The following is a 24,808-nucleotide window of genomic DNA, read 5'->3' as shown; positions in this document are numbered from 1 at the left end:
CGTTACCTTCGATATGAGAGAGACATTACCTGTGTTGCGAAAGCGAGACCGAAGCGCCAAGCGGTTCCGCCAGCCGCGAGACCCGGCGCAGGATATCCCCCACCACGCTGCGGGGTCCTCGCCGATCGGTACGTACGATGATATCGGCGGTGGCACGATAGAGCGGATCGCGGATCGCGAACAGATCGCGCAATACCTGCTCGGGATTGGCGGTCTGCAGCAACGGCCGGTTGCGATCCCGCGAGGTGCGCCGAATCTGCTGCTCGACGGTCGTGGCCAGATAGATCACCGTGCCCCGCTCGCGCAGCAGCTGACGGTTGACCTCGCGCATGATCGCACCGCCACCCGTCGCCAGGACGATCTCGCTGCGCTGGCTGATCTCGTCGATCATCGCGGTCTCGCGATCGCGAAAGCCCTGCTCGCCCTCGACATCGAAAATCCACGGGATATTCGCCCCGCAGCGGCCTTCAATCTGATGGTCGCTATCGAGGAATTCGCGCTGCAATTCGGCCGCCAGGAGGCGGCCGATTGTACTCTTGCCGGCCCCCATGGGGCCGACCAGGAAAAGATTGGGAAGCGACCGCATCAGCGAATGGCCAGTCCGTCCTCGATGATCTTGGGCGTAATGAATACCAGCAATTCTACCTTCTCGTTGCTTTCCTGGGTATAGCGGAACAGATTGCCGAGCACCGGGATGTCACCCAGGAACGGCGTCTTGAACAGCGTACGCAACTGCTCGGAGGTCAGAATGCCGCCCAGCACCACGGTCTCACCGTTGTTGACCAGCACCTGAGTCTGGATCTCGTTGGTGTCGATGGCCGGCGCGCCATCGTAACGCGTATCGGAAATATCATCGTTATTGACCCGCAGATCCATGATGATGCGGTCGTCCGGCGTGATCTGCGGCGTCACCTCCAGCGACAGTACCGCCTCCTTGAACTCGGTGGTGGTCGCCCCGCTGGACGACGCCTCCTGATACGGCACCTCCTGGCCCTGCTTGATCACCGCGGTGCGCTGATTGGCGGTGATTACCTTGGGCTGGGAGATCGTCTGGCTCTTGCCCTCGCTCTCCAGCGCCCGAAGCTCCAGGTCGATCAACACGTCGCCGGAAAGATAGCCGAAGCTGAACGCACTGGCGGGATTGGTCGCATTGCCCAGATCGACCGCCAGCCCGCCGCCATAGGAGGCCGGATCGTCCGACGTCGTGGGCACCGTCGAGGCATTGCCATCGGCCGCGCCACCGAGATCGAAGTGGCGCCCGCCATTGCCTGACAACCCCCAGTTGACGCCGAGCTCGCGGGTCGCGCTGTCTCTCGCGATCACGATTCGGGCTTCGATCTGGACCTGACGCACCGGCACGTCGAGGTGATCGACGGTCCGGCGGATGGCGTCGAGCTGGTCACGGGTGTCCTGCAGAATCAGCGTATTGGTGCGCGGGTCGACGCTGACGCGACCACGCTCGGACATCATCCCGGCGCCCTCGCCGCCTTGCAGCAAGGCCGCCAGCGTATCGGCCTTGGCGTAACGGATCTGCAGAAACTCGGTGGTCAGCGGGGCCAGCTGTTGCGACTGCTCGCGGGTCTCCAGCGTCTGACGCTGCAGACTGGCCAGTTCACCGGTCGGTGCCACCATCATCACGTTGCCTTCCCGTCGCGACGACAGGCCGTGGTTGCGCAGCACCAGATCGAGCGCCTGGTCCCAGGGCACGTCGGTCAGGTTGAGGGTCACGTTGCCCTGCACGCCGTCGCTGGCGACCACGTTGAGCCCGGACTCCTCGGCAATGATCGACAGCACGTCGCGAACCGGAATGTCCTGGAAATCGAGGGAGATGCGGTGGCCATTATAACTGGGTCGCTGCTCCGTCTCGGGCCGCTCGAGGCTGCCGGCGGGAGCCAACTCGACGGTGAAACGGCGTCCATTCTGGGTCACCAGCGGTTCCACCGCCTCGGAGGCGGTGATATCGAAGGTGATGCCATCCGACCCGCGACGAGGCACGATGCGCTGCACGGCGGTACCGAAATCGCCGACATCCAGCGTCTGATATTGATCGTCGGGCAACGAAACACCGGGCAGCGTGACCGACACCTGACGCCCCTGGCCTGAGACTTCGGCCGCCACGCCGGCGCGATTGAGCGCCAGCTGCAACTGCCCGCCGCCATTCGTGCCCCGACGGAAGTCGATCGAGGTCACTTCGGGTTCGGCAGCGCTCGTCGCCGAAGCTCCCCCGTTGGCCGCGCCGTCCGGGCGCGTCTCACCGACGGTACCCGTGGCGATGTCGGCGTCATCGCCCAGATGGACGACGATCTTGCCGTCGCGCTGCTCGAGCCGATAGCCGGTGGGCGAGGTCAGATCGAACACCAGCCGTGTGCGCCCGCCCGCGCCCAGCACTCGCACGGAATCGACGCCACCACTGCCGACGGCAAACGTCGACTGCGACAGACCACTCTGAGCCTGCAGCAGATCCAGCGCCAATCGCGGCGGGGAGTCGGTGCGATAACCGCGAATCTCCGGCAACCCCCCGACGAAATTCAGCCCGACATCCAGACGTCCGGCGCCGCGGTCGGTAAACGTCATCGCCGTCAGCGTCGGCGTCGCCAATGCTTGCGTCTGCGCCAGTGCCGCCCCGGCAGAGAGCGCCAGCCCCCACAATGTCAGTAGTGCCACGCACGCGGCGAAACGCCCTCGACGAGTCATCATGTTCCCCTGTTACTTTGCCGTCGGCTGGCACCGTCGGATTCCTGTTTGGCCATTTCCAGCTGCTGGCGACGTTCGGTCCAGCCTCCTGCGGAATCGCGCACGGTCTCGACCAGAGTCAGACCCCGTGGCTCGACGCTGACGATGCGGCCGTAGTCGCGACCCAGATAATTTCCCCGGAAGAGCCGATGAACTCGCCCATCCGGCGCGGCAACCAGAGCCGAGGGGGTCTTGCCCACGGTGAGCGTGCCGACCAGGCTCAGGCTGTCGAGCTCGAAGGCTTCCAGCGGCTGGCGGGGACGCTCGGCATCCGGCAGCGGCGCGGTCTCCTCGGGCCCGGGCTCGGCGACCTGCTCGGCCACGAACGGACTCCGTTGACTGCCCTGGTCGTAGCTTGCGCTCAGATACCCCGGCATTTCCGGTAGCGAGGCAATCTGCCCCTGCGGCTTGTGGCGCAGCGTATCGAGATGGGCCTGCAGCGACGCCAGATCGGCACTCTCGCAACCGGCCAGACCACCGCCGATGAACAATCCGACCATCAGGCCGGCGAGACGCGAATATTTCGATCTCACGGTTTGCCCCCTCCCTTCTTGGGATCGCCTTCCGGATCGGATTCCTCACGGTAGCGATAGGTCTTGGCCAGCATGGCCAGGCGAAGATGATCCTCCACCGGCGTCAACGTGAAATCGTGGAGCGTGACGATGCGAGGCATCGCGGCCACGCGTGCCAGGAACGCGGCGATCCGATGGAAATCACCCCGCACCTGAATATCGAAGGGCTGTTCGATGTAGAAATCCTGCGTCACTGCCGGACGCAGAGTGATGCTGTCGATATCGAGCTGCTGCTCCCGCGCGGCGTCGCTGATGGCGTCCAGCAGTGCCGGCACTTCGGCATCGCTCGGCAACATTTCGAGTGCGCTCTGCATGCGTGCCTGAAGCTCCCCCATCTGCGCTTTCATCGCCGGCAGATTGACGGCCTGATAGGACAGCGTCTCGTAGCGCTGCAGCGCTTGCTGCTCCTGCACCGCCAAGCGCTGATGGGTCTCCCGTGGCGTGGACGCCAACAGCCATTGCGCGATCCAGATCGATACCACCAGCACCAGCAGGGCAATCACCACCTGCAGACCGACCGGCCAGGTACCCGCTTCCCTGACGTCGAGTTCCCGCCACTGCAGCTCGCGCAGCTGACGCCATTGATCCCTGGCAGCGTTTCGAACGTTGCTCGGACGCAGGCGGGCCTGCACCGGGCGGCTCATGTCCCGGCCTCCGGCTTCGGCGGGTCGAGCGGATGCTCGTCGACGCTCAGATGGAAGCGCTTGGCGACGACGCCCCCTTCGGCGGACTGGACGTCCGAGAGCAGCGGGACCTCGAACGAGGCACTGTTGTCCAGCGCTCGCATCTGATCGGACACCTGCCGATTCGAGGCCGCAATGCCACTCAGCTCGAGCCGATTCCCCTTGCGGTCCAGCTCGGTGTAGTGAACGCCATCGACCAGGGTCGCCGTCAGCTGATCGAGAACGCGGATGGTCAAGGGACGGCTCGACTGCAGCTCGCCGATCACATCGATCTGTTTCAGCATCCGCTCTCGCAGCTCGCGATAATTGCGCATCGCCTGGATGTCGCGGGTCAGCGATTCCGTGTCGCGCTGGATCATCGCCAGACGCGCCTGCCCCGCCCGCACCTGAGACTTCTCGTACTCGGCGATGCCCCACCCGACCAATAGCCCCACCAGCAACGTCAGCAGCAGGCCCTGCTTGAAACGCCGAGTACTGCGGAAACGACGCTGCTCTCGCCATGGCAGCAGGTTGATCTCGATCGTCATGACAGCGCCCGCATCGCCAGGCCGCAGGCCGTGAGCATCGCCGGCGCATCAGCGGCCAGTGCACCGACGTTCAACCGGGAATCGATTCGCATATGAGTAAAGGGGTTGGCCAGCGTGGCTTCCAGGCCACTCTGAGCACGCAGCCGTTCGGCAAAGCCCGGCAATGCGCTCGACCCGCCGGCCAGGATCAGCCGCCGGACCTGCTGCTGGCCTGCCGAGGTGTAATAGAGCTGCAGCGAGCGGCCGATATGCTGGATCAGGGTATCGACGAACGGCAACAGCACGGCCTGGCGATAGTCGTCGGGCAGCCCGCCGCGCCGCTTGGCTCGGCCGGCTTCATCGAAACTCATGTCGTAGTGCCGGCTGATGGCGTCGGTGAGCTGGCGCCCACCGCAGAGACTGTCGCGGCTATAGACGATCCGTCCGCCCTTGAGCACGTGAAACGCGCAAAGATTGGCGCCGATGTCGACCAGCGCGGTACTGCCGCCGTCCTCGTCGTCCTGGGAAGCCTGCAGCGCCCGACAGACCCGCTCCAGCGCGAAACCCTCGACATCCACCGCCACCACCTCTAGGCCCACGGCGTCCAGCGTCGAGGTCAGGGTGTCGATATCCTGCAGGCGGCAGGCGACCAGCATGATCTCCTGCTGATCGTCGTAACGAGGGTGGCGCCCCAGGCGCTGAAAGTCGAAGGCGACTTCATTAAGCGGAAACGGGATATGCTTGTCGGACTCCATCTGAATCCGCGCTTCGATGTCATCGTCACTGAGCGATGCCGGAAACGACACGACCCGAGTGATGGCGGCCGAGTTGGGCACGGCCACCACCGCACGCCGAGACCGCAGCTGCGCGTGCTCTACCGCCCGCTGCAATGCGTCGACGACTTCGCTCTTGTCGCGGATCCGCCGCTCGACGACAGCCCCTTCGCGTAGCGGCCGTACCGCATAGCTGTCGATTCTCAAGCCGCCGGCGTGACGCCCCAACTCCAGCAACTTGACGGTGGCGGACGTGATGTCCACTCCCACCAATCCTTGAGAGGATCTTTTCAAGCGCAACACTGTCTCACCTCGCCGGAACTCGAAAATCCTAATCGAAGTTAACGGCGGCCCGACGACCAACTTGAGACATTTCGTTACACTAATTCGTCTTGCTTGCAGGAAGTGACGCGGACGAAACTGGCCCCGGCTCTGTCGCATCCATATAATGCCCCGATGCTGAATCATGTCCGACGCTAGGGATAGCGAGCACGCACGCGGCCGGACCGCCACCAGTCAAGGATCATCCCTTTATATGAAGCTCTTTACTCGCCTACTGACGTCCGCGTTCTGGCTACTGCTGGCGGTCTGCGCCAGCGTGGTAATGGCAGTCGTCGGCGCGGGGCTCTACTTTGCCCCCGGTCTGCCGGACGTGCGTCAGCTCCAGAACTACGAGCTTCAGACGCCGCTGCGCATCTATACCAAAGACGACAAGCTGATCGGCGAGTACGGCGAGGAACGCCGCATGCCGGTCAGCTACGACGAAATTCCCAAGCCCCTGATCGACGCGCTACTGGCCGCCGAGGATGCCAATTTCTACAACCACCCGGGCGTCGATCCCAAAGGCCTTCTACGCGCCGCGGTCGAGCTCGCCTCTTCGGGCGACATCCAGTCCGGGGGCAGCACGATCACCATGCAGGTTGCCAGGAACTATCTGCTGACACTGGATCAGACCTTCACCCGCAAGATCCGTGAAATTCTGCTGGCGTTGCAGATGGAACAGATTCTGAGCAAACCAGAGATTCTCGAGCTCTACGTCAACAAGATCTATCTGGGTCATCGCTCCTACGGCATCGCCGCCGCGGCCAACACCTATTATGGCAAGCCGCTGGCCGACCTGACCCTGCCCCAGTACGCGATGATCGCCGGTCTACCCAAGGCACCTTCGAGCTTCAACCCGCTGGCCAATCCGGAACGGGCGCTGATCCGCCGCAACTGGATTCTCTACCGGATGCGCCAGCTCGGCTCGATCGATCAGGCCGCCTACGATGAGGCCGTCAAGGCGCCGATCACCGCCAGCCGACACATCGCCCAGGCGGAAGTCGATGCGCCCTATGTCGCGGAGATGGCACGCGCCTATGCGGTCGAGCGCTTCGGCGACAAGGCCTATACCGACAATATCCGCATCACCACTTCGCTCGACAGCCGCCTGCAGGCCGAGGCGCGCGACGCCCTGGTCGACGGGCTGATCGACTATGACACCCGTCACGGCTGGCGCGGACCGGAAGAGAAGGACGTTCCGCCAAGTCTCGTCGAGGCGCAGGATCGTACCGAACGCCAAGGCCTGGAAGAGGAGCTGTCTGAGTCTCCCGAAGTCATCGAGACCGCCCGTCAGGCAGCCCAGAGCAGCGAGGCCAAGATCGATGGCGTCGACGGCGATGTCAGCAACTGGCTCAAGGTTCTCGAACGTACGCCAGCCTACGGCCCGCTCAAACCCGCCATCGTCACCGCTACTGATGGCAAGCAGATGCAGGTGCTCGACGCCGATGGCAAGATCATCGACCTCGAATGGGACGGCCTGAAATGGGCACGCGAGTACAAGAGCGCGAAGTGGCGCGGCGGCGAACCCGCCAATGCCGCCGCCATCGCCGACCGCGGCGATCTGGTCCGTATCATGAAAGACGGTGACCACTGGCGTCTGTCGCAACGCCCTGGCGCGGAAGGGGCAATCGTCGTGCTCGACCCGCAGACCGGCGCGATCGACGCGCTGCAGGGCGGGTTCAGCTTCGCCGCCAGCAAGTTCAATCGGGCGATCCAGGCCCAGCGCCAGGTCGGCTCCAACTTCAAGCCCTTCATCTATCTGGCGGCGCTCCAGGAAGGCGACATGACCGCGGCGACCGTCATCAACGACGCCCCGGTGGTGATGTCGCAGTTCAGCGGCGACGACTGGCGCCCGGAAAACGCCGAGCGCCAGTTCCAGGGGCCGACTCGCCTCCGCGTCGGGCTCTACACCTCGCGTAACCTTGTGACTATTCGCGTGCTGCAATCACTCGGGCTCGACAACGCGCTCAACTTCCTCGAGCGTTTCGGGTTCTCGCGGGATCGCCTGCCCCACGGCCTCTCGTTGGCACTGGGCAGCGCCTCGCTGACACCGCTGGAGATCGCCAATGCCTACGCGGTGCTGGCGAACGGCGGCTTCCAGGTCTCGCCCTGGTATATCGAAAAGGTCACTCAGGGCAGCCACAACACCGTCGTAGAGGAAGCCAACCCGCTGGTGGCCTGCCGCGACTGCGCGCCCGGGGCCACCCAGACCGAAGTCGACGGCGAACCGCGGCGCATCGCGCCTCGCGTGGTGGAACCGGATGCGCTGTACATCCTGCGCAGCATCCTGCGTGATGTCATCGAGCATGGCACCGGGCGCGGGGCGCTATCGCTCAACCGCAGCGACATCGTCGGCAAGACCGGTACCACCAACGATCAGCGCGATGCCTGGTTCTCGGGCTTCAACAACTCGATCGTGACCACCGTGTGGGTCGGCAAGGACGACAACACCACCACGGCCGAATACGGCGCCCAGGCGGCACTGCCGATCTGGAAGGCGTTCATGGGTCCGGCCCTGAAAGGGACACCGGAAGTGATTCCGGAAGCGCCGGACGACATCGTGACCGTACGTATCGATCCGGATACCGGTAAACGGCTACACGACGACCAGTCCGGCGGTATCAGCGAGATCTTCCGCAAGGATCATCTGCCCGAATATCAGCCGCGCGGCGTCAAACAGGAACTCGAGGACGAGAGTGGGTCTCAGGGCACCGGTACCTACGAAGCCATCTTCTGATACATTGGTCGAAATCTGGTTGATCGAGACCTAGCCAGTCGGGGTTCGTGCCCCGACTGTTTCGTCCCAGGACTCGCGCCAGGGCTCATTCAAGGGCTTTGAGGCTTCGGATCCACTCTTCACCGCAACAGGACGTCGCAGCGACGCTGAGAGAAAAGTCATGCCCCTGCCCAGTTGCCGATGGTGGCTACTGACCACCTGCCTGATGGCGTCACCGTCCCACGCGGAGCTTTTCTATGCGCCACCGGCGCCGGATGCAAACGCGCCCAATTTCAGCGGCAACGTCGAGCTGGGCTATACCAAGCTGACCGGCAACACCAATACCCAGACCCTGCTCGCCAAGGCTCGGCTGACCTGGCTGACCGGGCGCAATACGCATACGTTTCGGGCCGAGACCCGCAGTGTCCAGGACAATGACAACACCACCTCGGAACGCTACTTGATCGGCGCTCGTGAACGCTATGAGCTCGCGGACAACAACTATCTGTTCGGATTCGCGCGCTGGGAACGCGACCGTTTCAGCGGCTATGACTCGCAGTTCACCACCATCGCGGGTTACGGCCGCCAGATCCTGACCGGACCGACGCATACGCTCTCGGCCGAAACCGGCCCCGGCTATCGTCATGACGTCTATGCCGACGACAGTGACGATGACGATGACGACGCTTACGAAGGCGGCAGCAGCGACGATCTGGCGCTGGCCTACGCGGCGCTGGACTACACCTACAACTTCAGCGACGACATCTCCTTCGATCAGGAGCTGTCGGCGGAAGCGACTCACATCAGTGTCACCACCCGTTCACTCTCGTCGATCACGTCGCAGCTGAACTCGCACCTTGCTCTGCGCGTCTCCTACGACGTCAGAAGCAACACCCATCCGCCGCCGGGCGCAGAAGCACGCACCGACACCACGACCTCGGTCTCGATTCTCTACGGCTGGTAGCCCCGGCGACGACCTCGAGTCGCTGCAAGAAGCCGGCCCCGGGTCGCTATAAAAGACTATCGAGCGACGGCTTCGGGTCGCGGTAAAGAGACGGGCCGGGGTCGCGGTAAAAGACTATCGGGCGACGGCTTCGGGTCGCTGTAAAGAGCCGGCTTCGGGTCGCGGTAAAAGACTATCGGGCGACGGCTTCGGGTCGCTATAAAAAGACGGCTTCGGGTCGCTGTAAAAAGCCGGCTTCGGGTCGCCACATAACGCCCGCTGAAAAGCACGATGCCGCCCCGAGGGCAGCATCGTCTTGACCCGTCAGACCGGCGATTACTTGCCGTAGATCTCCTTGACGCTCTTCAGCGGGTAGTGCGCGGGATACGGCTTCCCGGCCACCCCGGACTCCACCGCAGCCTGCGCCACCGCCGCCGGAATCCTGTCGAGCAGGCGCGAATCCACCGGGGTCGGAAGGATGTAATCGCGGCCGAACGTCAGCGAATCGATCTCGTAGGCATCCAGCACCTCTTTCGTCACCGGCTCACGGGCCAGATCCTTCAACGCGTGAACGGCGGCGATTTTCATCCGCTCGTTGATGGCCGTGGCCCGGACATCGAGGGCACCGCGAAAGATGAACGGGAAGCCGAGCACGTTGTTGACCTGGTTGGGGTAATCGGAACGCCCCGTTCCCATGATCACGTCGCTACGGGTTTCCCGCGCCAGGTCGGGATGAATCTCCGGATCCGGATTGGAGCAGGCGAAGACCACCGGATTGGCGGCCATCTTCATGAGCTGTTCGGGCTTGAACAGATCCGGCCCGGACAGTCCCACGAAAACGTCGGCGCCTTCGATCGCGTCGTCCAGCGTACGCAACGGCGTTTCGGTGGCGAACTGCGCCTTGTACGGGTTGAGGTCGCTGCGACCGCTATGAATCACGCCGTTACGATCCAGCATGAAGACGTTTTCGGCCCTGGCTCCGCATTCGATCAGCAGTTTCATGCAGGCGATGGCGGCGGATCCGGCGCCAAGACAGACGATGCGTGCGCTTTCCAACGTCTTGCCGGCGATCTCCAGCGCGTTGAGCAGACCGGCCGCGGTCACGATCGCCGTGCCATGCTGATCGTCATGGAACACCGGAATGTTGCAACGCGTCTTGAGGGCGGCCTCGATCTCGAAGCACTCCGGCGCCTTGATATCCTCCAGATTGATACCGCCCCAGGTGTTGGCAATGCTGGCCACGGTATCGATGAACGCCTGGGCAGAGTCAGCCTCGACTTCGATATCGACGGAGTTGATGCCGGCAAAACGCTTGAACAGCACGCCCTTGCCTTCCATGACCGGCTTGCTGGCCAAAGGCCCCAGGTTACCCAGGCCGAGAATGGCACTGCCATCGGAAATCACTGCCACCAGATTGCCCTTGCCGGTATAGAGATAGGCATTTTCGGGATCCCGAGCGATCTCCCGGCACGGTTCCGCTACGCCGGGACTGTAGGCCAGGGCCAGATGCTTGGCAGTCTCGGTGGGCTTGGTCAGTTCGACCGACAACTTGCCCGGAATGGGCTTGGCGTGATAATCGAGCGCTGCCTGTCTCTTCTCGTCATTCATGAAGGCTTATCCAAAGGCAATGAGGGTATTTTCGGCATCGTTCGCCGCGAAGTCGGATCAGATTATCGAAAAACAATCGGCCACACAACTTATACCACTTTTTAAACTTTCACGAATTTTAAGCGCCTGTTTGAACCACTTCGATGCATTTGCCGACACTTATACCTAAGCCTTCAGCCATAAAACATTGCTTATCGCTCACTGCGGCCGGAGCGACCCAAGTCATGCGCCCCACTTCTTTTAACGCTAAAAACCGCCGAGCAGGCACAAAAAAGCCCGCCATAATGGCGAGCCTTTCCGATAACCGATCGATGCCGATATTACGAGCTCTTGGTCGGTCGCACAGCAGCACCGAAGCGCTTGTTGAAACGCTCGACGCGGCCACCGGTCGTCGCCTGCTTCTGCTTGCCGGTGTAGAACGGGTGGCACTCGGAGCAGACGTCGACGTGAAAATCTTCACTCGCTGTCGTGCCGATCGAATGGGTCGCGCCACAGGAACAGGTCGCCGTGACTGTCTTGTATTCGGGATGAATAGACTGTTTCATCGTGAAGCCTCGCTTTGCGGTGTACCGCCACCTGATCTCTCGCCAGGCACCGTACACGGATAGGGAATCGCGGTTCACTCCCGCGCGACCGGAACGCCTGGAATCCCGAAGTACACCGTTCGAAGACGATGACACCCCGGATAAAAGACGCGCCCTACGTCGGAAGGCGGCGTATTTTAGCAGAACTCTTCATGGAGGCCAATTGGCTGATTCCAAGGCAGGCTCTTCCCAGACCGCCCCTTCCCCGATGCCCGCCGATGACCGCACAGCACCGCCACCGGCGCCCAAAGTGCTTCGCGTTGCCGTTCCCACTCCGCTTCGGCGCCTGTTCGACTATCGCCCCGCCGGTCAGCCGCCCGCGGGGGGCTGGCGAGCCGGCATTCGCGTCAAGGTGCCGTTTGGCCGACGCCATCTGGTCGGCATCGTGATGGAGTGCGCGGCGCACAGCGAGCTGCCCGCACACCAGCTGAAACCGATCAGCGCTCGCCTCGACGACGAGCCGCTACCCTCGGACTGGCTATGGCTGTGCCAGTTCACCGCCCGCTACTATCAGCACTCGCTGGGCGATACGCTGCATCACGCGCTCCCCGGACCGCTGCGCCAGGGGCGGCCACGCGAAGCCAGAATTCGCGAGCGCTGGCAATTGAACACCACCGAATCCAGCGCTCTGGACGCGCTGGCACGCGCACCGCGCCAGCGTGAACTGATCCAGCTGCTGGCCCAGCATCGCCACGGCATGGTCAGCGCTGCCATCATGGCTCAGGGGTACACGCGCGCTCAGTTGCAAGGCCTGCTCGACAAGGCACTGATCATCCGCACGGAGGAACCCCTGACCGCCAGCGAGGGCTGGTCCGGCGCGCTGCTGGCCGAACCGTCGCTGCCGCTCAACCGGGAACAGGCCACAGCGCTGGCCGCCCTGCACGAAGGTCTGGACCGCTTTCATCCGTGCCTGCTACATGGGGTTACCGGCAGCGGCAAGACGGAGGTCTACCTGCAACTGATCGAGGGCGTACTCGGCCAAGGGCGTCAGGCCCTGGTTCTGGTCCCGGAGATCGGCCTGACGCCGCAGACGCTGTCGCGCTTCCGCAAGCGCTTTCGGGCGCCGGTGGTGGCGCTCCACTCCGGCTTGACCGACATGGAACGCCTCGACGCCTGGGAAGCCGCCCGCAGCGGCCGCGCGCCGATCGTCATCGGTACGCGTTCGGCCATTTTCACGCCGCTGGCGCGCCCCGGCGCGATCATCGTCGACGAGGAACATGACGGCTCGTTCAAGCAGCAGGATGGGCTGCGCTATCACGCCCGCGACCTGGCCATCGCAAGGGCCCATCACGATGGCGTACCGATTCTGCTGGGCAGCGCCACACCGTCGCTCGAAACGCTGGCCCAGGCCCGCAGCGGCCGCTATCGGCACCTGCGACTGACCCAGCGCCCTAGCCGCCACGCGCCGGCCAAACTGGAGCTGGTGGACCTGCGCGGACGCCTGCGTCAGGGCGGCCTGGTTCCACCGGCTATCGATGCCATTCGCCAGGCGCTGAAAGCCGAAGGCCAGGTGCTGGTATTCATCAACCGGCGCGGTTTTTCGCCTTCGCTCGCCTGCCACCAGTGCGGCTGGATCGCCGAATGCCGCCACTGCGATTCGCGCATGACGCTGCACCGCCAGCCCCCGCGTCTGGTCTGTCATCACTGCGAACACCAGACCCCGCAGCCGGACGCCTGCCCCGGCTGCGGCAGTGCCGACCTGAGGCCACTCGGCGCCGGCACCGAGCGCAGCGAAGAGACCCTGACCACGCTGTTCCCCGATATTCCGGTCTACCGTATCGATCGCGACAGCACGCGGCGCAAGGAAGCGTTCGACCAGATTCTGACCGAGATTCGGCGCGGCGAACCGAGCCTACTGGTGGGCACCCAGATGCTGGCCAAGGGCCACCATCTACCTCATGTGACGCTGGTCGTCGTGGTCAATGCCGATGCAGGCCTCTACGCCAGCGACTTTCGCGCCCTCGAGCAGAGCGCCCAGTTGCTGGTCCAGGTCGCCGGACGCGCCGGACGCGCCGATCGCGCGGGCCGCGTGCTGGTTCAGACGCTGCATCCCGATGATCCGAATCTGCGCCTGCTGGCCGATAGCGGTTACGACGCCCTGGCCTACCAGATGCTGGAGGAGCGACGCCTGGCCGGCCTGCCGCCCTACCGTTACTTGGCGCTGACGCGCTTCGAGGCGACCCGCGAGGAGGACGCCCTCGAAGCCGCGGAGGCCGCCGGCGAGGCGCTGCGGGAGTGGCTCGGCGAACGACGGTCTTCCGTACACTGCCTGGGCCCGGTACCCGCTCCGATGGAGCGACGTCAGAACCGTTACCATCTGCAGCTGATGCTGTCGTCGGAAAAACGCAGCGCCCTGCATGAAGCCGGCGCCTGGCTGGTCGGCTGGCTGGAGAGCAGCAAATCACGCAAGGTTCGCTGGTCGCTGGATATCGATCCGATGACCTTGAGCTGACGCCGCAGCCGCAAAAGCAATCCTCGCCAACTCAGAAAGTTCGCAATCTCTTTCTGCAACCTCGACGCTGGAAGCTCGAAGCTCGCTGGTTAGGGTTTAAAGCGTTGGCGCAATCACTGATAATGGCCGCCTTTTTCCAGCGTCGTGGCGGCAGGTTCACGGCGTTCAGATCCGCGGAACCCCGCGCCGGGTCGGGCTGCGAGCCCCACGCCTGGCCCCACGACGACGAAGTAGCCCATGAAAGAGACGATTACCCAACTGCTCGACGCCGCCGTCGCCACCCTGCAACAGGCCGGCGATCTTCCGGCGGACGTGCGTCCCTCGATCAAGGTCGACCCGACCCGCGACAAGGCCCACGGCGACTACGCCACCAATCTGGCACTGGTCCTCGCCAAGCCGGCCGGCGGCAAGCCCCGCGACCTGGCCGACAAGCTGGTCGCGGCGCTGCCCGCCAACGACGTCATCCGCCGGACCGAAATCGCCGGCCCGGGGTTCATCAATTTCTTCGCCGCCACCGATGCCATCGCCGGCATCGTCAGCCAGATCCTGGATGCGGGCGACACCTTCGGCCGCAGCATGATCGGCGCCGGGGAGAAAGTTCAGGTCGAGTTCGTCTCCGCCAACCCCACCGGGCCGCTCCATGTCGGCCATGGCCGCGGCGCCGCCATCGGCGACTGCCTCTGCCGCCTGCTGGAAGCGACCGGCTTTGATGTCACCAGCGAGTTCTACTACAACGATGCCGGCGCCCAGATCAACAACCTGATGCTTTCGGTCCAGGCTCGAGTCCAGGGTCTGACGCCGGACGACGCAGGCTGGCCGGAGAACGGCTATCGTGGCGACTACATCGGCGATGTCGCCAAGGCCTATCTGGCCGGAGAGACCGTTACCGCCGACGACCGCGAGGTCACTGCCAAGGCCGACCCGGAGGATGGCGACGCCATTCGCGCCTTCGCCGTGGCCTATCTGCGTCGCGAGCAGGATCTCGACCTCAAGGCATTCGGAGTCGAATTCCACGTCTACTTCCTCGAATCCTCGCTGTATGCCGAGGGCCGGGTCGAAGAGACCGTCGAGGCGCTCATCGCCGGCGGACACACCTACGAATCGGACGGCGCACTGTGGCTTCGCACCACCGATTTCGGCGACGACAAAGACCGCGTGATGCGCAAGAGCGACGGCGACTACACCTATTTCGTGCCCGACGTCGCCTACCATTTCAACAAGTGGCAACGCGGCTTCACCACCGTCATCGACGAACAGGGGGCCGATCACCATTCGACCGTAACCCGTGTTCGGGCCGGTCTGCAGGCCCTCGAAGTCGGGATTCCCCAGGGCTGGCCGGACTACGTGCTGCACCAGATGGTGCTGGTGACCCGCTCTGGCGTCGAGGTCAAGCTCTCCAAACGCGCCGGCAGCTACGTCACCCTGCGTGATCTGATCGACGAAGTCGGCCGCGACGCCACGCGCTATTTTCTGGCCGCCCGTCGCGCCGATTCCCAGATGACGTTCGATATCGATCTGGCGCGTTCGCAGACCAACGACAACCCGGTCTACTACATCCAGTACGCCCATGCCCGCGTCTGCAGCGTGCTGCGCAAGGCCGAAAGCGACAGCCTGGCGTTCGATCATGCGATCGCCATGGCCAATCTGGAGCGTCTTGACGCCCCCCAGGAGAAGGCGCTGATGAACCGGCTGGCACGCTACCCGGAGACTGTCGAGCGTGCCGCCCGCGCTCGCGAACCGCACCAGATCGCGCAGTATCTGACCGATCTCGCCAGCGATTTCCACACCTGCTACAACGCCCAGAAAGTCATGGTCGATGATGGCGAGCTGCGCAACGCCCGCCTGGCCCTGGGTCTGGCGACTCGCCAGGTCATCGGTAATGGATTGGCGCTGCTCGGCGTCAGCGCCCCGGAGGAGATGTAGAACATGGCACGCCGACCCGCTCAGAACAGCCGCTCGACCGCCAGCCGTCCGCCCCCCAAAGGCGCGACGACGAAATCTCGATCACGCCCGTCAAGCGGCGGTGGCCTCGGAGGAATCCCGGGGTGGCTATGGGCCATTGTCGGCCTGATCGCCGGTTTCGTCCTGTCGCAGTATCTGGATCGCTCTTCGCCCGAACCGGTGGCCGCGGTCGTGCCTCGGCCCACGTCCAATCAGACAGCCAGCAGTGGTGGCGACCAGAACGCCGGTAGCGCCGAAGGCGGTGGTACTGACAGTGGTGACGGCGGCGCCCAGCAGCCGGCGACGCCCACGTTCGAGTTCTACACCCTGCTGCCGGAAACCGAGGTCATCGCCCCCAACAGCGATAGTGCCTCTCCGGAGCCATCGGCCAAGGCGACCCAGGAAGCCGCGGCCGACGATGCCGCGAATCAGACCAAGCAGCCGACGCCCAGCGGCGGCCGCTACGTCCTGCAGGCGGCCTCGTTCCGCGATCTCGGCGATGCCGAACGCCTTGCCAACCGGCTCAAGGACTTCGGCCTGCTGGCCAAGATCACCGACGTGCGCGCCAATGGCGATCAGCTATGGCACCGTGTTCAGGTCGGCCCCTACGAAGACAAGCGCGAACTGTCACGCGCTCAGGACCTGATGGTGACCCAGGGCATCGAGCCGCTACTGCTGCGCCTGCAGAACTGAAGCCCGCAAAGCTCACGCCTGCAAAACTCAACGCCTGCAGGGATGACGCTTCAGCACGACGTCGGCAAAAAATCCGCCTGCCGCACGGCAGCGGTAACATCGATACCTGCAGCCTCGTTGGCCGATAGCTCGCTCGGCCGACGGGCCCGCCATCAGGCGTGGCCACAGGACACCACGACGGCCGGCACGCCTTGCCGGCCGCCCATTCGAGGCCGTCGGCGTTCGTCATCGGCTTGATTTCCCCGCATCTCGCCCACACTTGATGGTTCATGCTGCATCGCCTCGTCCCGATCACGCTCTCCAGAGCCTGTCGGCCGCCGCGATCGCACCCGTTTTCGGCGCCGCCAATGAGGTTTGGCGGCGCGCCATTGGGAGTGAATTGCATGACCACAATCGTATCCGTGCGCCGTGGCGATCAGGTCGCCCTGGCTGGCGATGGCCAGGTATCGCTGGGCAACACGGTGATGAAAGGCAACGCCAGCAAGGTCCGCCGCCTCTACCGCGGTCAGGTTCTGGCCGGTTTCGCTGGAGGTACCGCCGATGCCTTTACCCTGTTCGAACGCTTCGAAGCGCAGCTGGAAAAATACCAGGGCCATCTGACCAAGGCCGCTGTCGAACTGGCGAAAGAGTGGCGCACCGACCGTGCCCTGCGTCGTCTCGAAGCCATGCTGGCCGTGGCCGACAAGACGGCGTCGCTGATCATTACCGGTAACGGCGACGTGGTCGAACCCGAGCGCGGCATCATCGCCATCGGCTCCGGCGGTCACTTCGCCCAGGCCTCGGCGCGGGCACTGCTCGAGAACACCGAGCTCGGCGCCCGCGAGATCACCGAGAAGTCGCTCGCTATCGCCGCCGACATCTGCGTCTTCACCAATCACCAGATCACGCTCGAAGAGCTGTAAAGAGGCCGATTCCATGTCTGCGAACACTACATCTGCGAACACCCCGTCCCAGAGTCCTTCTCAGAACGGTGCCGGTCAGGAAAGCGCCGGCGCCGCACCGGCACTGACCCAGTCTTCGATGACCCCACGCGAGATCGTGCATTCGCTCGACCAGTACATCATCGGCCAGCACGATGCCAAGCGTGCCGTGGCCGTGGCGCTGCGCAACCGCTGGCGCCGGATGCGCCTCGACGAGGACATGCGCGGCGAGATCGTGCCCAAGAACATCCTGATGATCGGCCCGACCGGCGTCGGCAAGACCGAGATCGCGCGGCGTCTGGCCAAGCTCGCCGGCGCGCCGTTCCTCAAGGTCGAAGCTACCAAGTTCACCGAGGTGGGCTACGTCGGCCGCGACGTCGAATCGATCATTCGCGATCTGATGGAAATGGCGATCAAGATGGTCCGCGAGCAGGCCAAGGTCGAAGTTCGTCACAAGGCCGAGGACGCTGCCGAGGATCGAATCCTCGATGCGCTGCTGCCGCGTCCTCGAGGCAGCGAATATGACGCCGGCCGCGATGATTCATCGGCGCGTCAGGTGTTTCGCAAGAAGCTGCGCGAAGGCCAGCTCGATGACAAGGAGATCGACATCGAGGTGACGCCGGCCAGCCAGGGCGTCGACATCATGACCCCGCCGGGCATGGAGGAGATGACCAACCAGCTCCAGAGCCTGTTCGCCAACATGGGCAAGCAGAAGTCCGAAAACCGCCGCGTGACGGTCAAGGATGCCTGGAAGCTCTTGCAGGACGAGGAAGCCGCCAAGCTGGTCAACGAGGAAGAGATCAAGCAGCGCGCGCTGGAAGCGGTCGAGCAGAACGGTATCGTGTTCCTCGACGAGATCGACAAGGTCGCCAAGCGCGGTGAGTCCGGCAGCGGTGGCGACGTCTCCCGCGAAGGCGTGCAGCGCGACCTGCTGCCGCTGATCGAGGGCTCCACCGTCTCCACCAAGCACGGCATGGTGCGTACCGATCACATCCTGTTCATCGCCTCCGGCGCCTTCCACCTCGCCAAGCCGTCGGATCTGATTCCGGAACTGCAGGGCCGCCTGCCGATCCGGGTCGAGCTGACCGCACTAAGCCCGGACGATTTCAAGCGTATCCTGACCGAGCCGTCGGCGGCGCTGACTAAGCAGTATCAGGCGCTGCTCGGCACCGAAGGGCTGGAGGTGCAGTTCACCGAAGACGGTATCTCGCGGATCGCCGAGATCGCCTGGCAGGTCAACGACGGCACCGAGAACATCGGCGCCCGCCGTCTGCATACGGTGATGGAGCGCCTGCTCGAGGAAGCCTCCTTCCAGGGTGGCGATTTCGAGAGCCCGCTGGTCGTCGATGCGGACTACGTCAACGACAAACTGGGCGAGCTGGCCGTGGACGAAGATCTGTCGCGGTATATTCTTTAAGCCGCGAGCCAACGATGATCGCCACTTGCTGCTAGTGCAAGTGGCGCTCGAAGCCGCTCTCTATCGCGCCCCGACTCCGGCGCGGTCGAATCCAGGAGAATTCTCCATGCCCGCGCCGACTCCCAACCGAGTCCACTATCACAAGGGCGAGCGCGAGCTCGAACTGGGCTATCCCGACGGCCAGACCTATCGTCTGCCGATCGAGCTGTTGCGCGTCTACTCGCCGTCGGCGGAAGTCCAGGGCCATCATCCCAGCGAAGCCGTGCTGCAGACCGGCAAGCGCCATGTGGGGCTGCTCGACATTTCTCAGACCGGCCGTTATGCGCTGAAGCTGCACTTCGACGACGGTCACGATACCGGGCTCTACACCTGGGAATATCTCTACGACATGGCAATTCACCGCCAGGCCTGGTGGGACGATTATCTCGCCCGACTGGAGCGCGCCGGCGCCTCGCGCGATGCCAGCGTGATCCAGATTCATCAGGTCTGAAGCGAGCTCTAGGATCGTCGAGCCTCGGCTGGCTCTCCGCGACGACCGGCAGTGATGTGCAAAGACAAGTTTGCGACCAGACGCTACAATGCCAGACGCCAAGATGCTCGGCTCGGTCGACTCATATCGTTTTTTCGGTCTCGAGCGCGGCACTGGTTTGAATCGCTAGGCACTGGCTCGAACCGTTCGGCAGTGGTATCGACGACAGTGGTCTCGACTCGAACCGCTCGGCACATCCTCTCGACAGCGTAGCGATTGCTTATAAAGCGCAACGATCGCCGCTCGCGTCATCTCGGAGAAAAGCACATGGACAAGCGCACGACCGACTTTGGCTATGAGAAGGTCGCGGTCGACGAGAAGGCCGCCCGCGTGGCCGACGTCTTTCATTCGGTGGCCGCGCGCTACGACGTCATGAACGACCTGATGTCATTCGGCATCCATCGCTTCTGGAAACAGCTCGCGCTCGAGCGCAGCGGTGTCCGTCCCGGCCACAGCGTGCTCGATATCGCCGGCGGCACCGGCGACCTGACGCGTCAGTTCGCCAAGCGTGTCGGACCGCAGGGCCGTGTCGTCCTGGCCGATATCAATGAGTCGATGCTGCGTGTGGGCCGCGACAAGCTGATCGACCACGGCGTCGGTGACAACGTCAAATACGTGCAGGCCAATGCGGAAAGCCTGCCGTTCCCCGATAACAGCTTCCACTGCATCACCATCGCCTTCGGTTTGCGCAATGTCACCGACAAGGACGCTGCGCTGCGCTCGATGACTCGCGTCCTCAAGCCGGGCGGACGCCTGCTGGTGCTGGAATTCTCCAAGCCGGTCAACGGCCTGCTGTCGAAAGCCTACGATCAGTATTCGTTTCGACTGCTGCCGCAGATGGGTCGGCTGGTGGCCAACGACGCCGACAGCTACCGCTATCTGGCCGAATCGATCCGCATGCATCCCGATCAGGAAACCCTGAAAGGCATGATGCAGGCGGCCGGGCTGGAACGTGTCGAATATACCAACATGACCGGCGGCATCGTCGCGCTGCATCGCGGCATCAAGCTCTGAGGGCTGGCGTCATATGTTGGATACCTTTGCCCTGGTCGCCCTCGAGCGTTCGCTGACGACGTTGTTACGCCGCGACCCGGCGGCACCCGCACGACTGGCGGCGCTGGCCGGTAAAACCCTGCGGCTGAATCTTGCCGACGCTCGCCTCGGGTTGCGGGTGGGATTCCATGCCGAGGGCCTCACCTTGAGCCGGGCACAGCAGTGGCAGGACACGGACGATCTCGAGATTACCCTGAACCGACACGCCATGACGCGCCTGATGGCGGGCGACTCGCTCGAGCGCCTACTGTTCAGCGGGCAGCTGCCGGTCACCGGCCAGACAGCGCTCCTCCCGACCATCCAGGCCCTGTTCATGGATCTCGATCTCGACTGGGAAGGTGCGCTGGCCAAGGGGCTGGGTAGCCATACCGCACACGGTGTCGCCGCGGGCATTCATCATCTGGATCGGCAGACCCGCTTCATGGCCAGCGAGTGGCACCAGGACATGCGCGACTATCTGTTCGAGGAGCGGCGCTGGCTGACCGGGCGCGACCAGCTCGCCGTTGCCCGCGACCACTTGACCGAGCTCCAGCAGAACGTCGATCGCCTCGGCGCCCGAATCGCTCGATTGCAACGCCGCCAGGAGTCTCGTTCATGAGCCTGCGGCTATTTCGCATTGCCTGGACCATCTCGCGCTATCGTCTCGACAGTCTGGTTCCCCAGGAGAAGCTGCCGCCTGTCATCCGCTGGCTATGGCGCTTCGCGCCCGTCCGTCTGATTCCGATCGGCGACCACTCCCGTGGCAAGCGATTGCGCCTGGCACTGGAGTCACTCGGGCCTATCTTCGTCAAGTTCGGCCAGATGCTGTCGACCCGCCGCGATCTGCTGCCACCGGATATCGCCGACGAACTCAAGCGGCTTCAGGATCAGGTGCCGCCTTTCCCCGGCGAGACCGCCCGCGCCATGGTCGAGGTCGAGCTCGGCAAGACCGTCGAAGAAGCCTTCGCCGCGTTCGAGACCGAGCCCATGGCTTCGGCATCGATCGCCCAGGTCCACGCCGCCGAGCTGCATAGCGGCGAGCAGGTGGTGGTCAAGATCATCCGCCCCGGCATCGACCGCATCATGCGCGAAGACATCGGGCTGCTGTACACCTTCGCGCGTCTGATGCGCAGAATCCCCGAGGCGCGCCGCCTGCGTCCGGTCGAGGTGATCAAGGACTACGAGGCGACCCTGTTCGACGAGCTCGATCTCAACAAGGAAGCCGCCAACACCTCGCAGCTCAAGCGCAACTTCCTGAGTTCGCCGCTGCTCTACGTGCCGGCCATTCACTGGTCGCTGACCCACCGTCAGGTGATGGTCCAGGAGCGCATCAACGGCATTCCCGTGGCCGATATCGACGCCCTGCGCGCCCAGGGTACCGATCTCAAGAAGCTGGCCGAGCGCGGCGTGGAGATCTTCTTCACCCAGGTCTTCCGCGACAACTTCTTCCATGCCGACATGCACCCCGGCAATATCTTCGTCTCGCGGGAAAACCCCACCGAGCCCCGCTACATCGCCATCGACTGCGGCATCGTCGGCAGCCTGACCCGCGAGGATCAGGACTATCTGGCGCGGAACCTGCTGGCCTTCTTCCGTCAGGACTATTACGAGGTCGCGGTGCTGCACATCGAATCCGGCTGGGTCGGCGAAGGCACCCGCGCCAACGAGTTCGCCTCGGCGATTCGTGCCGTCTGCGAGCCGATTCTGGAGAAGCCGCTCAAGGACATCTCTTTCGGCCAGGTGCTGCTGGGCCTGTTCCAGACGGCTCGCCGCTTCAACATGGAGGTCCAGCCGCAGCTGGTCCTGCTGCAGAAGACGCTGCTCAATATCGAGGGCCTGGGTCGTCAGCTCTATCCGGACCTGGATCTGTGGAGCACCGCCAGACCCTATCTCGAACGCTGGATGCGCGAGCGCGCCGGACCCAAGGGATTCTGGAAAGCCCTGCAGAAACACGCCCCCGAGCTGGCTCACCAGATTCCGGAGCTGCCGGTGCTCGCTTATCAGGCGCTCTCCGATCGCGAACAGCAGCGTCGGCTCAACCGCCAGCAGACCGAGGCGCTGACGGGCCTCGAAGCCCGTTTCCAGCGAGCCGCGCCTCGCGCCAGACGCCTGCGCCTCGGCGCCGTTCTGCTGGCCGTGGCGCTGGCGTGGCAGCCGATGCTGACGTGGGCGGAACAGCAGCCGTGGCCGGTACTGGTCGCGGCCGGCCTGGGGATAGTGCTGCTGGCCTGGCGCTGAGTGTATGATCATGACCCGATGTCCGAAATCGTCGAGCACCGGGGCGCCGAATGAGCACCGGGCGCCCTACGCCCGGTTGAACTTGCCCTAAAGCAGGAATGTCATCTGATGAGTGATACTCTCGAGCAACTGGCGGCGGTGCTCGACGCCCGTCGCAGCGCGGACCCGGACAGCTCCTACGTCGCGCAGCTGCATCAGCGTGGCCTCAACAAGATTCTGGAAAAGATTGGCGAAGAAGCCACGGAAACGCTGCTTGCCGCCAAGGATGTCGAGGTAGATGATGCTCGGAGTCGCCAGGATCTGGTCGGTGAGGTCGCCGATCTGTGGTTTCATAGTCTGGTCATGCTGTCGCATCTCGACATCGATCATCGCGAGGTGCTCGCGGAGCTGGCGCGACGGTTCAATGTTTCGGGACTGGACGAAAAAGCCTCGCGTCGGCAGGATGCCTGAATCAACATCGCGCCACGGCGCACCGGTAAGGAGAAAGTCATGCTGGGTGGGATCAGTATCTGGCAGTTGTTGATCGTTCTCGGGATCATCATCCTGATTTTCGGTACCAAGAAACTGCGCAACGTCGGCAGCGATCTGGGCGGCGCCGTCAAAGGCTTCAAGAAAGCCATCGATGACGACGACAAGAAAGAGAGCACGACGCAGCACAGCATCAACCATGCCGAGGACGAGAACTCGAAAACGACTCACGACGTCAACTTCGATAATCGCCCCGGCGAGACCAAATCGTCGTCCAGCGACAAGGCCGGGCGCCAGTAACCCCTATGTTCGATATCGGTTTCTTCGAGCTGTTACTGATCGGCATCGTCGGCCTGCTGGTACTCGGACCCGAGCGCCTTCCTAAGGCTGCACGCACGGCCGGCCTGTGGGTCGGCCGCATCAAGCGCAGCGTCTCGACAATGCAGCGGGAAATCACCTCCCAGCTCGAAGCCGAGGAGCTGCGCCAGAAGCTGGCCGAGCAGCAGAAGAAGCTCGACGAAGGCGTCAATCAGGCACGCCGCGGCTTCGAAGCGAGCCTTGGAGATACCGTGAAGCCCGGTGATTCCCGCACTTCGACGCCGCCGCCCGCTTCGACGCCGCCGTCCGTTTCGACGCCGCCGTCCGCCACTCCCGATAGTCATGACCGGGGCACGGAACCCGATTCCGCCGCATCGTCTTCGCGTGACGATCGCCCAGCGGCGCCGGAAACCCGGCCCGACGACGCCACCTCTTCTCCCGCGGACAAGGATTCGGCTTCTCGATGAGCGACGCCTCCACACCACCGCCAGAAGAACAGCAGTCGCAGGCCCCCTTGATCGAGCATCTGATCGAGTTGCGCTCGCGCCTGCTCAAGGCGGTGATCATCGTCGTGGTGATCTTCATCGGTCTCTACGCCTTTTCCAACGACATCTACCGTTTCGTTGCCGACCCGCTGGTGGCTCTGCTGCCGGTGGGGTCGAAGATGATCGCCACCGAGGTCACCTCGCCCTTTCTGGCGCCGTTCAAGTTGACCATGGTGGTTGCCGTCTTCGCGGCAATTCCGTTCATTCTCTACCAGGCCTGGGCGTTCATCGCGCCGGGGCTCTACAAGCACGAGAAAGCGTTGGCGTTTCCGCTACTCGCCTCGAGTATCCTGCTGTTCTACGGCGGAGCGGCATTCGCCTACTACGTGGTGTTCCCGCTGCTGTTCAGCTTCTTCGTGCATACCGGGCCGCAGGACGTCACGGTGATGACCGATATCAACGCCTATCTCAATTTCGTGTTGAAGATGTTCTTCGCCTTCGGCGTGGCGTTCGAAATTCCCATCGCCACTTTCCTGGTCATCTGGACCGGGATCACCGATGTCGCGAGCCTGAGCAAGAAACGGCCCTACGTGATCCTGATCTGCTTCATCATCGGCATGCTGCTCACCCCGCCGGACATCATTTCGCAGAGCTTGCTGGCCGTGCCCATGTGGCTGCTGTTCGAAGTCGGGATCATCTTCGGGCGCATCGTCCAGCGCCGCCGGCACGACGAGCCCGATCCCGCGGATTGACGCCTCTGCGCGGCATTTCCATGCCAGCCGCTGCGACAATCGCCCCCACACGACCCGCCATGGCGGTTGCTATACTGGGGCTTCAAACCCACTGTCATCGTCTTGTCATTCGTCGCTGATAGCG

At 63.7% G+C, this 24,808-nt stretch carries 23 protein-coding genes; 15 read left to right on the top strand and 8 right to left on the bottom strand.

What is annotated here, in order from left to right; translation table 11 throughout:
* Positions 1 to 25 precede the first annotated feature (25 nt).
* The 6 genes from aroK to pilM are packed head-to-tail and all read right to left on the bottom strand — an operon-like array spanning position 26 to position 5,567.
* On the bottom strand, positions 26 to 586 hold the full coding sequence (gene aroK, locus DOM58_RS08765) for a shikimate kinase AroK (protein ID WP_075561127.1): 561 nt from the start codon (positions 584 to 586) through the stop codon (positions 26 to 28).
* On the bottom strand, positions 586 to 2,697 hold the full coding sequence (locus DOM58_RS08760; protein WP_342588587.1) for a type IV pilus secretin PilQ: 2,112 nt from the start codon (positions 2,695 to 2,697) through the stop codon (positions 586 to 588). Before DOM58_RS08760 ends, aroK begins: the two co-directional genes overlap by 1 nt.
* A complete protein-coding gene (locus DOM58_RS08755) occupies positions 2,694 to 3,266 on the bottom strand; it encodes a pilus assembly protein PilP (RefSeq protein ID WP_110692527.1) in 573 nt (190 codons plus the stop codon). Before DOM58_RS08755 ends, DOM58_RS08760 begins: the two co-directional genes overlap by 4 nt.
* Positions 3,263 to 3,949 carry a type IV pilus inner membrane component PilO gene (locus tag DOM58_RS08750; RefSeq protein ID WP_110692526.1) on the bottom strand — a complete coding sequence of 229 codons (687 nt, stop codon included), beginning with the start codon at positions 3,947 to 3,949 and terminating at the stop codon, positions 3,263 to 3,265. Before DOM58_RS08750 ends, DOM58_RS08755 begins: the two co-directional genes overlap by 4 nt.
* Positions 3,946 to 4,515 (bottom strand): PilN domain-containing protein, encoded by a 570-nt coding sequence (locus DOM58_RS08745; RefSeq protein WP_110692525.1) that lies wholly within the window; start codon positions 4,513 to 4,515, stop codon positions 3,946 to 3,948. The genes DOM58_RS08750 and DOM58_RS08745 overlap by 4 nt, the downstream gene beginning before the upstream one ends.
* Positions 4,512 to 5,567, bottom strand: coding sequence for a type IV pilus assembly protein PilM (pilM, locus tag DOM58_RS08740; RefSeq protein WP_425353391.1), 1,056 nt, complete (start codon positions 5,565 to 5,567; stop codon positions 4,512 to 4,514). The genes DOM58_RS08745 and pilM overlap by 4 nt, the downstream gene beginning before the upstream one ends.
* A 235-nt stretch (positions 5,568 to 5,802) precedes the next feature.
* Between pilM and DOM58_RS08735 the strand changes: the two genes are divergently transcribed.
* The gene (locus DOM58_RS08735; RefSeq protein WP_110692523.1) at positions 5,803 to 8,325 is read left to right on the top strand and encodes a penicillin-binding protein 1A; all 2,523 of its coding nucleotides are present in this window, start codon (positions 5,803 to 5,805) and stop codon (positions 8,323 to 8,325) included.
* A gap of 160 nt (positions 8,326 to 8,485) precedes the next feature.
* The gene (locus tag DOM58_RS08730) at positions 8,486 to 9,268 is read left to right on the top strand and encodes a DUF481 domain-containing protein (RefSeq protein ID WP_075561120.1); all 783 of its coding nucleotides are present in this window, start codon (positions 8,486 to 8,488) and stop codon (positions 9,266 to 9,268) included.
* Positions 9,269 to 9,583: 315 nt separating this feature from the next.
* Here DOM58_RS08730 and DOM58_RS08725 read toward each other — a convergent pair whose 3' ends face one another.
* On the bottom strand, positions 9,584 to 10,855 hold the full coding sequence (locus tag DOM58_RS08725) for a malic enzyme-like NAD(P)-binding protein (RefSeq protein ID WP_110692522.1): 1,272 nt from the start codon (positions 10,853 to 10,855) through the stop codon (positions 9,584 to 9,586).
* Between the two features lie 320 nt (positions 10,856 to 11,175).
* Positions 11,176 to 11,400 carry a 50S ribosomal protein L31 gene (gene rpmE, locus DOM58_RS08720; protein WP_075561118.1) on the bottom strand — a complete coding sequence of 75 codons (225 nt, stop codon included), beginning with the start codon at positions 11,398 to 11,400 and terminating at the stop codon, positions 11,176 to 11,178.
* A 247-nt stretch (positions 11,401 to 11,647) separates the two neighbouring features.
* On the opposite strand from rpmE, the gene DOM58_RS08715 reads away from it, so the two are divergent.
* The 13 genes from DOM58_RS08715 to tatC all read left to right on the top strand — a co-directional run bounded on the left by DOM58_RS08715 (position 11,648) and on the right by tatC (position 24,684).
* The gene (locus tag DOM58_RS08715; protein WP_188113811.1) at positions 11,648 to 13,891 is read left to right on the top strand and encodes a primosomal protein N'; all 2,244 of its coding nucleotides are present in this window, start codon (positions 11,648 to 11,650) and stop codon (positions 13,889 to 13,891) included.
* Positions 13,892 to 14,128: 237 nt separating this feature from the next.
* Entirely contained in the window at positions 14,129 to 15,814 is a 1,686-nt protein-coding gene (gene argS, locus DOM58_RS08710) for an arginine--tRNA ligase (protein WP_110692521.1), read from the top strand.
* A 3-nt stretch (positions 15,815 to 15,817) separates the two neighbouring features.
* A complete protein-coding gene (locus tag DOM58_RS08705; protein WP_075561116.1) occupies positions 15,818 to 16,525 on the top strand; it encodes an SPOR domain-containing protein in 708 nt (235 codons plus the stop codon).
* Between the two features lie 383 nt (positions 16,526 to 16,908).
* Positions 16,909 to 17,427 carry an ATP-dependent protease subunit HslV gene (gene hslV, locus DOM58_RS08700; protein WP_075561114.1) on the top strand — a complete coding sequence of 173 codons (519 nt, stop codon included), beginning with the start codon at positions 16,909 to 16,911 and terminating at the stop codon, positions 17,425 to 17,427.
* Positions 17,428 to 17,545: 118 nt separating this feature from the next.
* Positions 17,546 to 18,862, top strand: a complete 1,317-nt coding sequence (gene hslU, locus DOM58_RS08695) for an ATP-dependent protease ATPase subunit HslU (RefSeq protein WP_075561160.1) — start codon at positions 17,546 to 17,548, stop codon at positions 18,860 to 18,862.
* Positions 18,863 to 18,968: 106 nt separating this feature from the next.
* A complete protein-coding gene (locus tag DOM58_RS08690; RefSeq protein ID WP_110692520.1) occupies positions 18,969 to 19,352 on the top strand; it encodes a gamma-butyrobetaine hydroxylase family protein in 384 nt (127 codons plus the stop codon).
* Positions 19,353 to 19,658: 306 nt separating this feature from the next.
* Entirely contained in the window at positions 19,659 to 20,405 is a 747-nt protein-coding gene (gene ubiE, locus DOM58_RS08685) for a bifunctional demethylmenaquinone methyltransferase/2-methoxy-6-polyprenyl-1,4-benzoquinol methylase UbiE (RefSeq protein ID WP_110657012.1), read from the top strand.
* A 13-nt stretch (positions 20,406 to 20,418) separates the two neighbouring features.
* Positions 20,419 to 21,042, top strand: coding sequence for a ubiquinone biosynthesis accessory factor UbiJ (locus DOM58_RS08680; RefSeq protein ID WP_110692519.1), 624 nt, complete (start codon positions 20,419 to 20,421; stop codon positions 21,040 to 21,042).
* Complete coding sequence (gene ubiB / locus DOM58_RS08675) at positions 21,039 to 22,661, top strand: ubiquinone biosynthesis regulatory protein kinase UbiB (RefSeq protein ID WP_075561110.1); 1,623 nt, start codon at positions 21,039 to 21,041, stop codon at positions 22,659 to 22,661. Before DOM58_RS08680 ends, ubiB begins: the two co-directional genes overlap by 4 nt.
* Positions 22,662 to 22,769: 108 nt before the next feature.
* Complete coding sequence (locus DOM58_RS08670) at positions 22,770 to 23,111, top strand: phosphoribosyl-ATP diphosphatase (protein ID WP_075561109.1); 342 nt, start codon at positions 22,770 to 22,772, stop codon at positions 23,109 to 23,111.
* 39 nt (positions 23,112 to 23,150) lie between these two features.
* Positions 23,151 to 23,429, top strand: a complete 279-nt coding sequence (gene tatA, locus DOM58_RS08665) for a Sec-independent protein translocase subunit TatA (protein ID WP_075561108.1) — start codon at positions 23,151 to 23,153, stop codon at positions 23,427 to 23,429.
* Between the two features lie 5 nt (positions 23,430 to 23,434).
* A complete protein-coding gene (gene tatB / locus DOM58_RS08660) occupies positions 23,435 to 23,914 on the top strand; it encodes a Sec-independent protein translocase protein TatB (RefSeq protein WP_075561107.1) in 480 nt (159 codons plus the stop codon).
* The gene (gene tatC / locus DOM58_RS08655; protein WP_075561106.1) at positions 23,911 to 24,684 is read left to right on the top strand and encodes a twin-arginine translocase subunit TatC; all 774 of its coding nucleotides are present in this window, start codon (positions 23,911 to 23,913) and stop codon (positions 24,682 to 24,684) included. The genes tatB and tatC overlap by 4 nt, the downstream gene beginning before the upstream one ends.
* The last annotated feature ends 124 nt before the right edge of the window (positions 24,685 to 24,808 follow it).

The organism is Salinicola halophyticus (assembly GCF_003206695.1).
GTDB classification, from domain to species: Bacteria; Pseudomonadota; Gammaproteobacteria; order Pseudomonadales; family Halomonadaceae; genus Salinicola; species Salinicola halophyticus.
This window is presented reverse-complemented; position numbering and strand designations above follow the sequence as displayed.

What these genes read in the sequence shown, in the direction of transcription:
- aroK (WP_075561127.1), bottom strand. Translation starts at nt 586, where the DNA reads ATGCGGTCGCTTCCCAATCTTTTCCTGGTCGGCCCCATGGGGGCCGGC.
- DOM58_RS08760 (WP_342588587.1), bottom strand. Translation starts at nt 2,697, where the DNA reads ATGATGACTCGTCGAGGGCGTTTCGCCGCGTGCGTGGCACTACTGACA.
- DOM58_RS08750 (WP_110692526.1), bottom strand. Translation starts at nt 3,949, where the DNA reads ATGAGCCGCCCGGTGCAGGCCCGCCTGCGTCCGAGCAACGTTCGAAAC.
- DOM58_RS08745 (WP_110692525.1), bottom strand. Translation starts at nt 4,515, where the DNA reads ATGACGATCGAGATCAACCTGCTGCCATGGCGAGAGCAGCGTCGTTTC.
- DOM58_RS08735 (WP_110692523.1), top strand. Translation starts at nt 5,803, where the DNA reads ATGAAGCTCTTTACTCGCCTACTGACGTCCGCGTTCTGGCTACTGCTG.
- DOM58_RS08730 (WP_075561120.1), top strand. Translation starts at nt 8,486, where the DNA reads ATGCCCCTGCCCAGTTGCCGATGGTGGCTACTGACCACCTGCCTGATG.
- DOM58_RS08725 (WP_110692522.1), bottom strand. Translation starts at nt 10,855, where the DNA reads ATGAATGACGAGAAGAGACAGGCAGCGCTCGATTATCACGCCAAGCCC.
- rpmE (WP_075561118.1), bottom strand. Translation starts at nt 11,400, where the DNA reads ATGAAACAGTCTATTCATCCCGAATACAAGACAGTCACGGCGACCTGT.
- DOM58_RS08715 (WP_188113811.1), top strand. Translation starts at nt 11,648, where the DNA reads ATGCCCGCCGATGACCGCACAGCACCGCCACCGGCGCCCAAAGTGCTT.
- argS (WP_110692521.1), top strand. Translation starts at nt 14,129, where the DNA reads ATGAAAGAGACGATTACCCAACTGCTCGACGCCGCCGTCGCCACCCTG.
- DOM58_RS08705 (WP_075561116.1), top strand. Translation starts at nt 15,818, where the DNA reads ATGGCACGCCGACCCGCTCAGAACAGCCGCTCGACCGCCAGCCGTCCG.
- hslV (WP_075561114.1), top strand. Translation starts at nt 16,909, where the DNA reads ATGACCACAATCGTATCCGTGCGCCGTGGCGATCAGGTCGCCCTGGCT.
- hslU (WP_075561160.1), top strand. Translation starts at nt 17,546, where the DNA reads ATGACCCCACGCGAGATCGTGCATTCGCTCGACCAGTACATCATCGGC.
- DOM58_RS08690 (WP_110692520.1), top strand. Translation starts at nt 18,969, where the DNA reads ATGCCCGCGCCGACTCCCAACCGAGTCCACTATCACAAGGGCGAGCGC.
- ubiE (WP_110657012.1), top strand. Translation starts at nt 19,659, where the DNA reads ATGGACAAGCGCACGACCGACTTTGGCTATGAGAAGGTCGCGGTCGAC.
- DOM58_RS08680 (WP_110692519.1), top strand. Translation starts at nt 20,419, where the DNA reads ATGTTGGATACCTTTGCCCTGGTCGCCCTCGAGCGTTCGCTGACGACG.
- ubiB (WP_075561110.1), top strand. Translation starts at nt 21,039, where the DNA reads ATGAGCCTGCGGCTATTTCGCATTGCCTGGACCATCTCGCGCTATCGT.
- DOM58_RS08670 (WP_075561109.1), top strand. Translation starts at nt 22,770, where the DNA reads ATGAGTGATACTCTCGAGCAACTGGCGGCGGTGCTCGACGCCCGTCGC.
- tatA (WP_075561108.1), top strand. Translation starts at nt 23,151, where the DNA reads ATGCTGGGTGGGATCAGTATCTGGCAGTTGTTGATCGTTCTCGGGATC.
- tatB (WP_075561107.1), top strand. Translation starts at nt 23,435, where the DNA reads ATGTTCGATATCGGTTTCTTCGAGCTGTTACTGATCGGCATCGTCGGC.
- tatC (WP_075561106.1), top strand. Translation starts at nt 23,911, where the DNA reads ATGAGCGACGCCTCCACACCACCGCCAGAAGAACAGCAGTCGCAGGCC.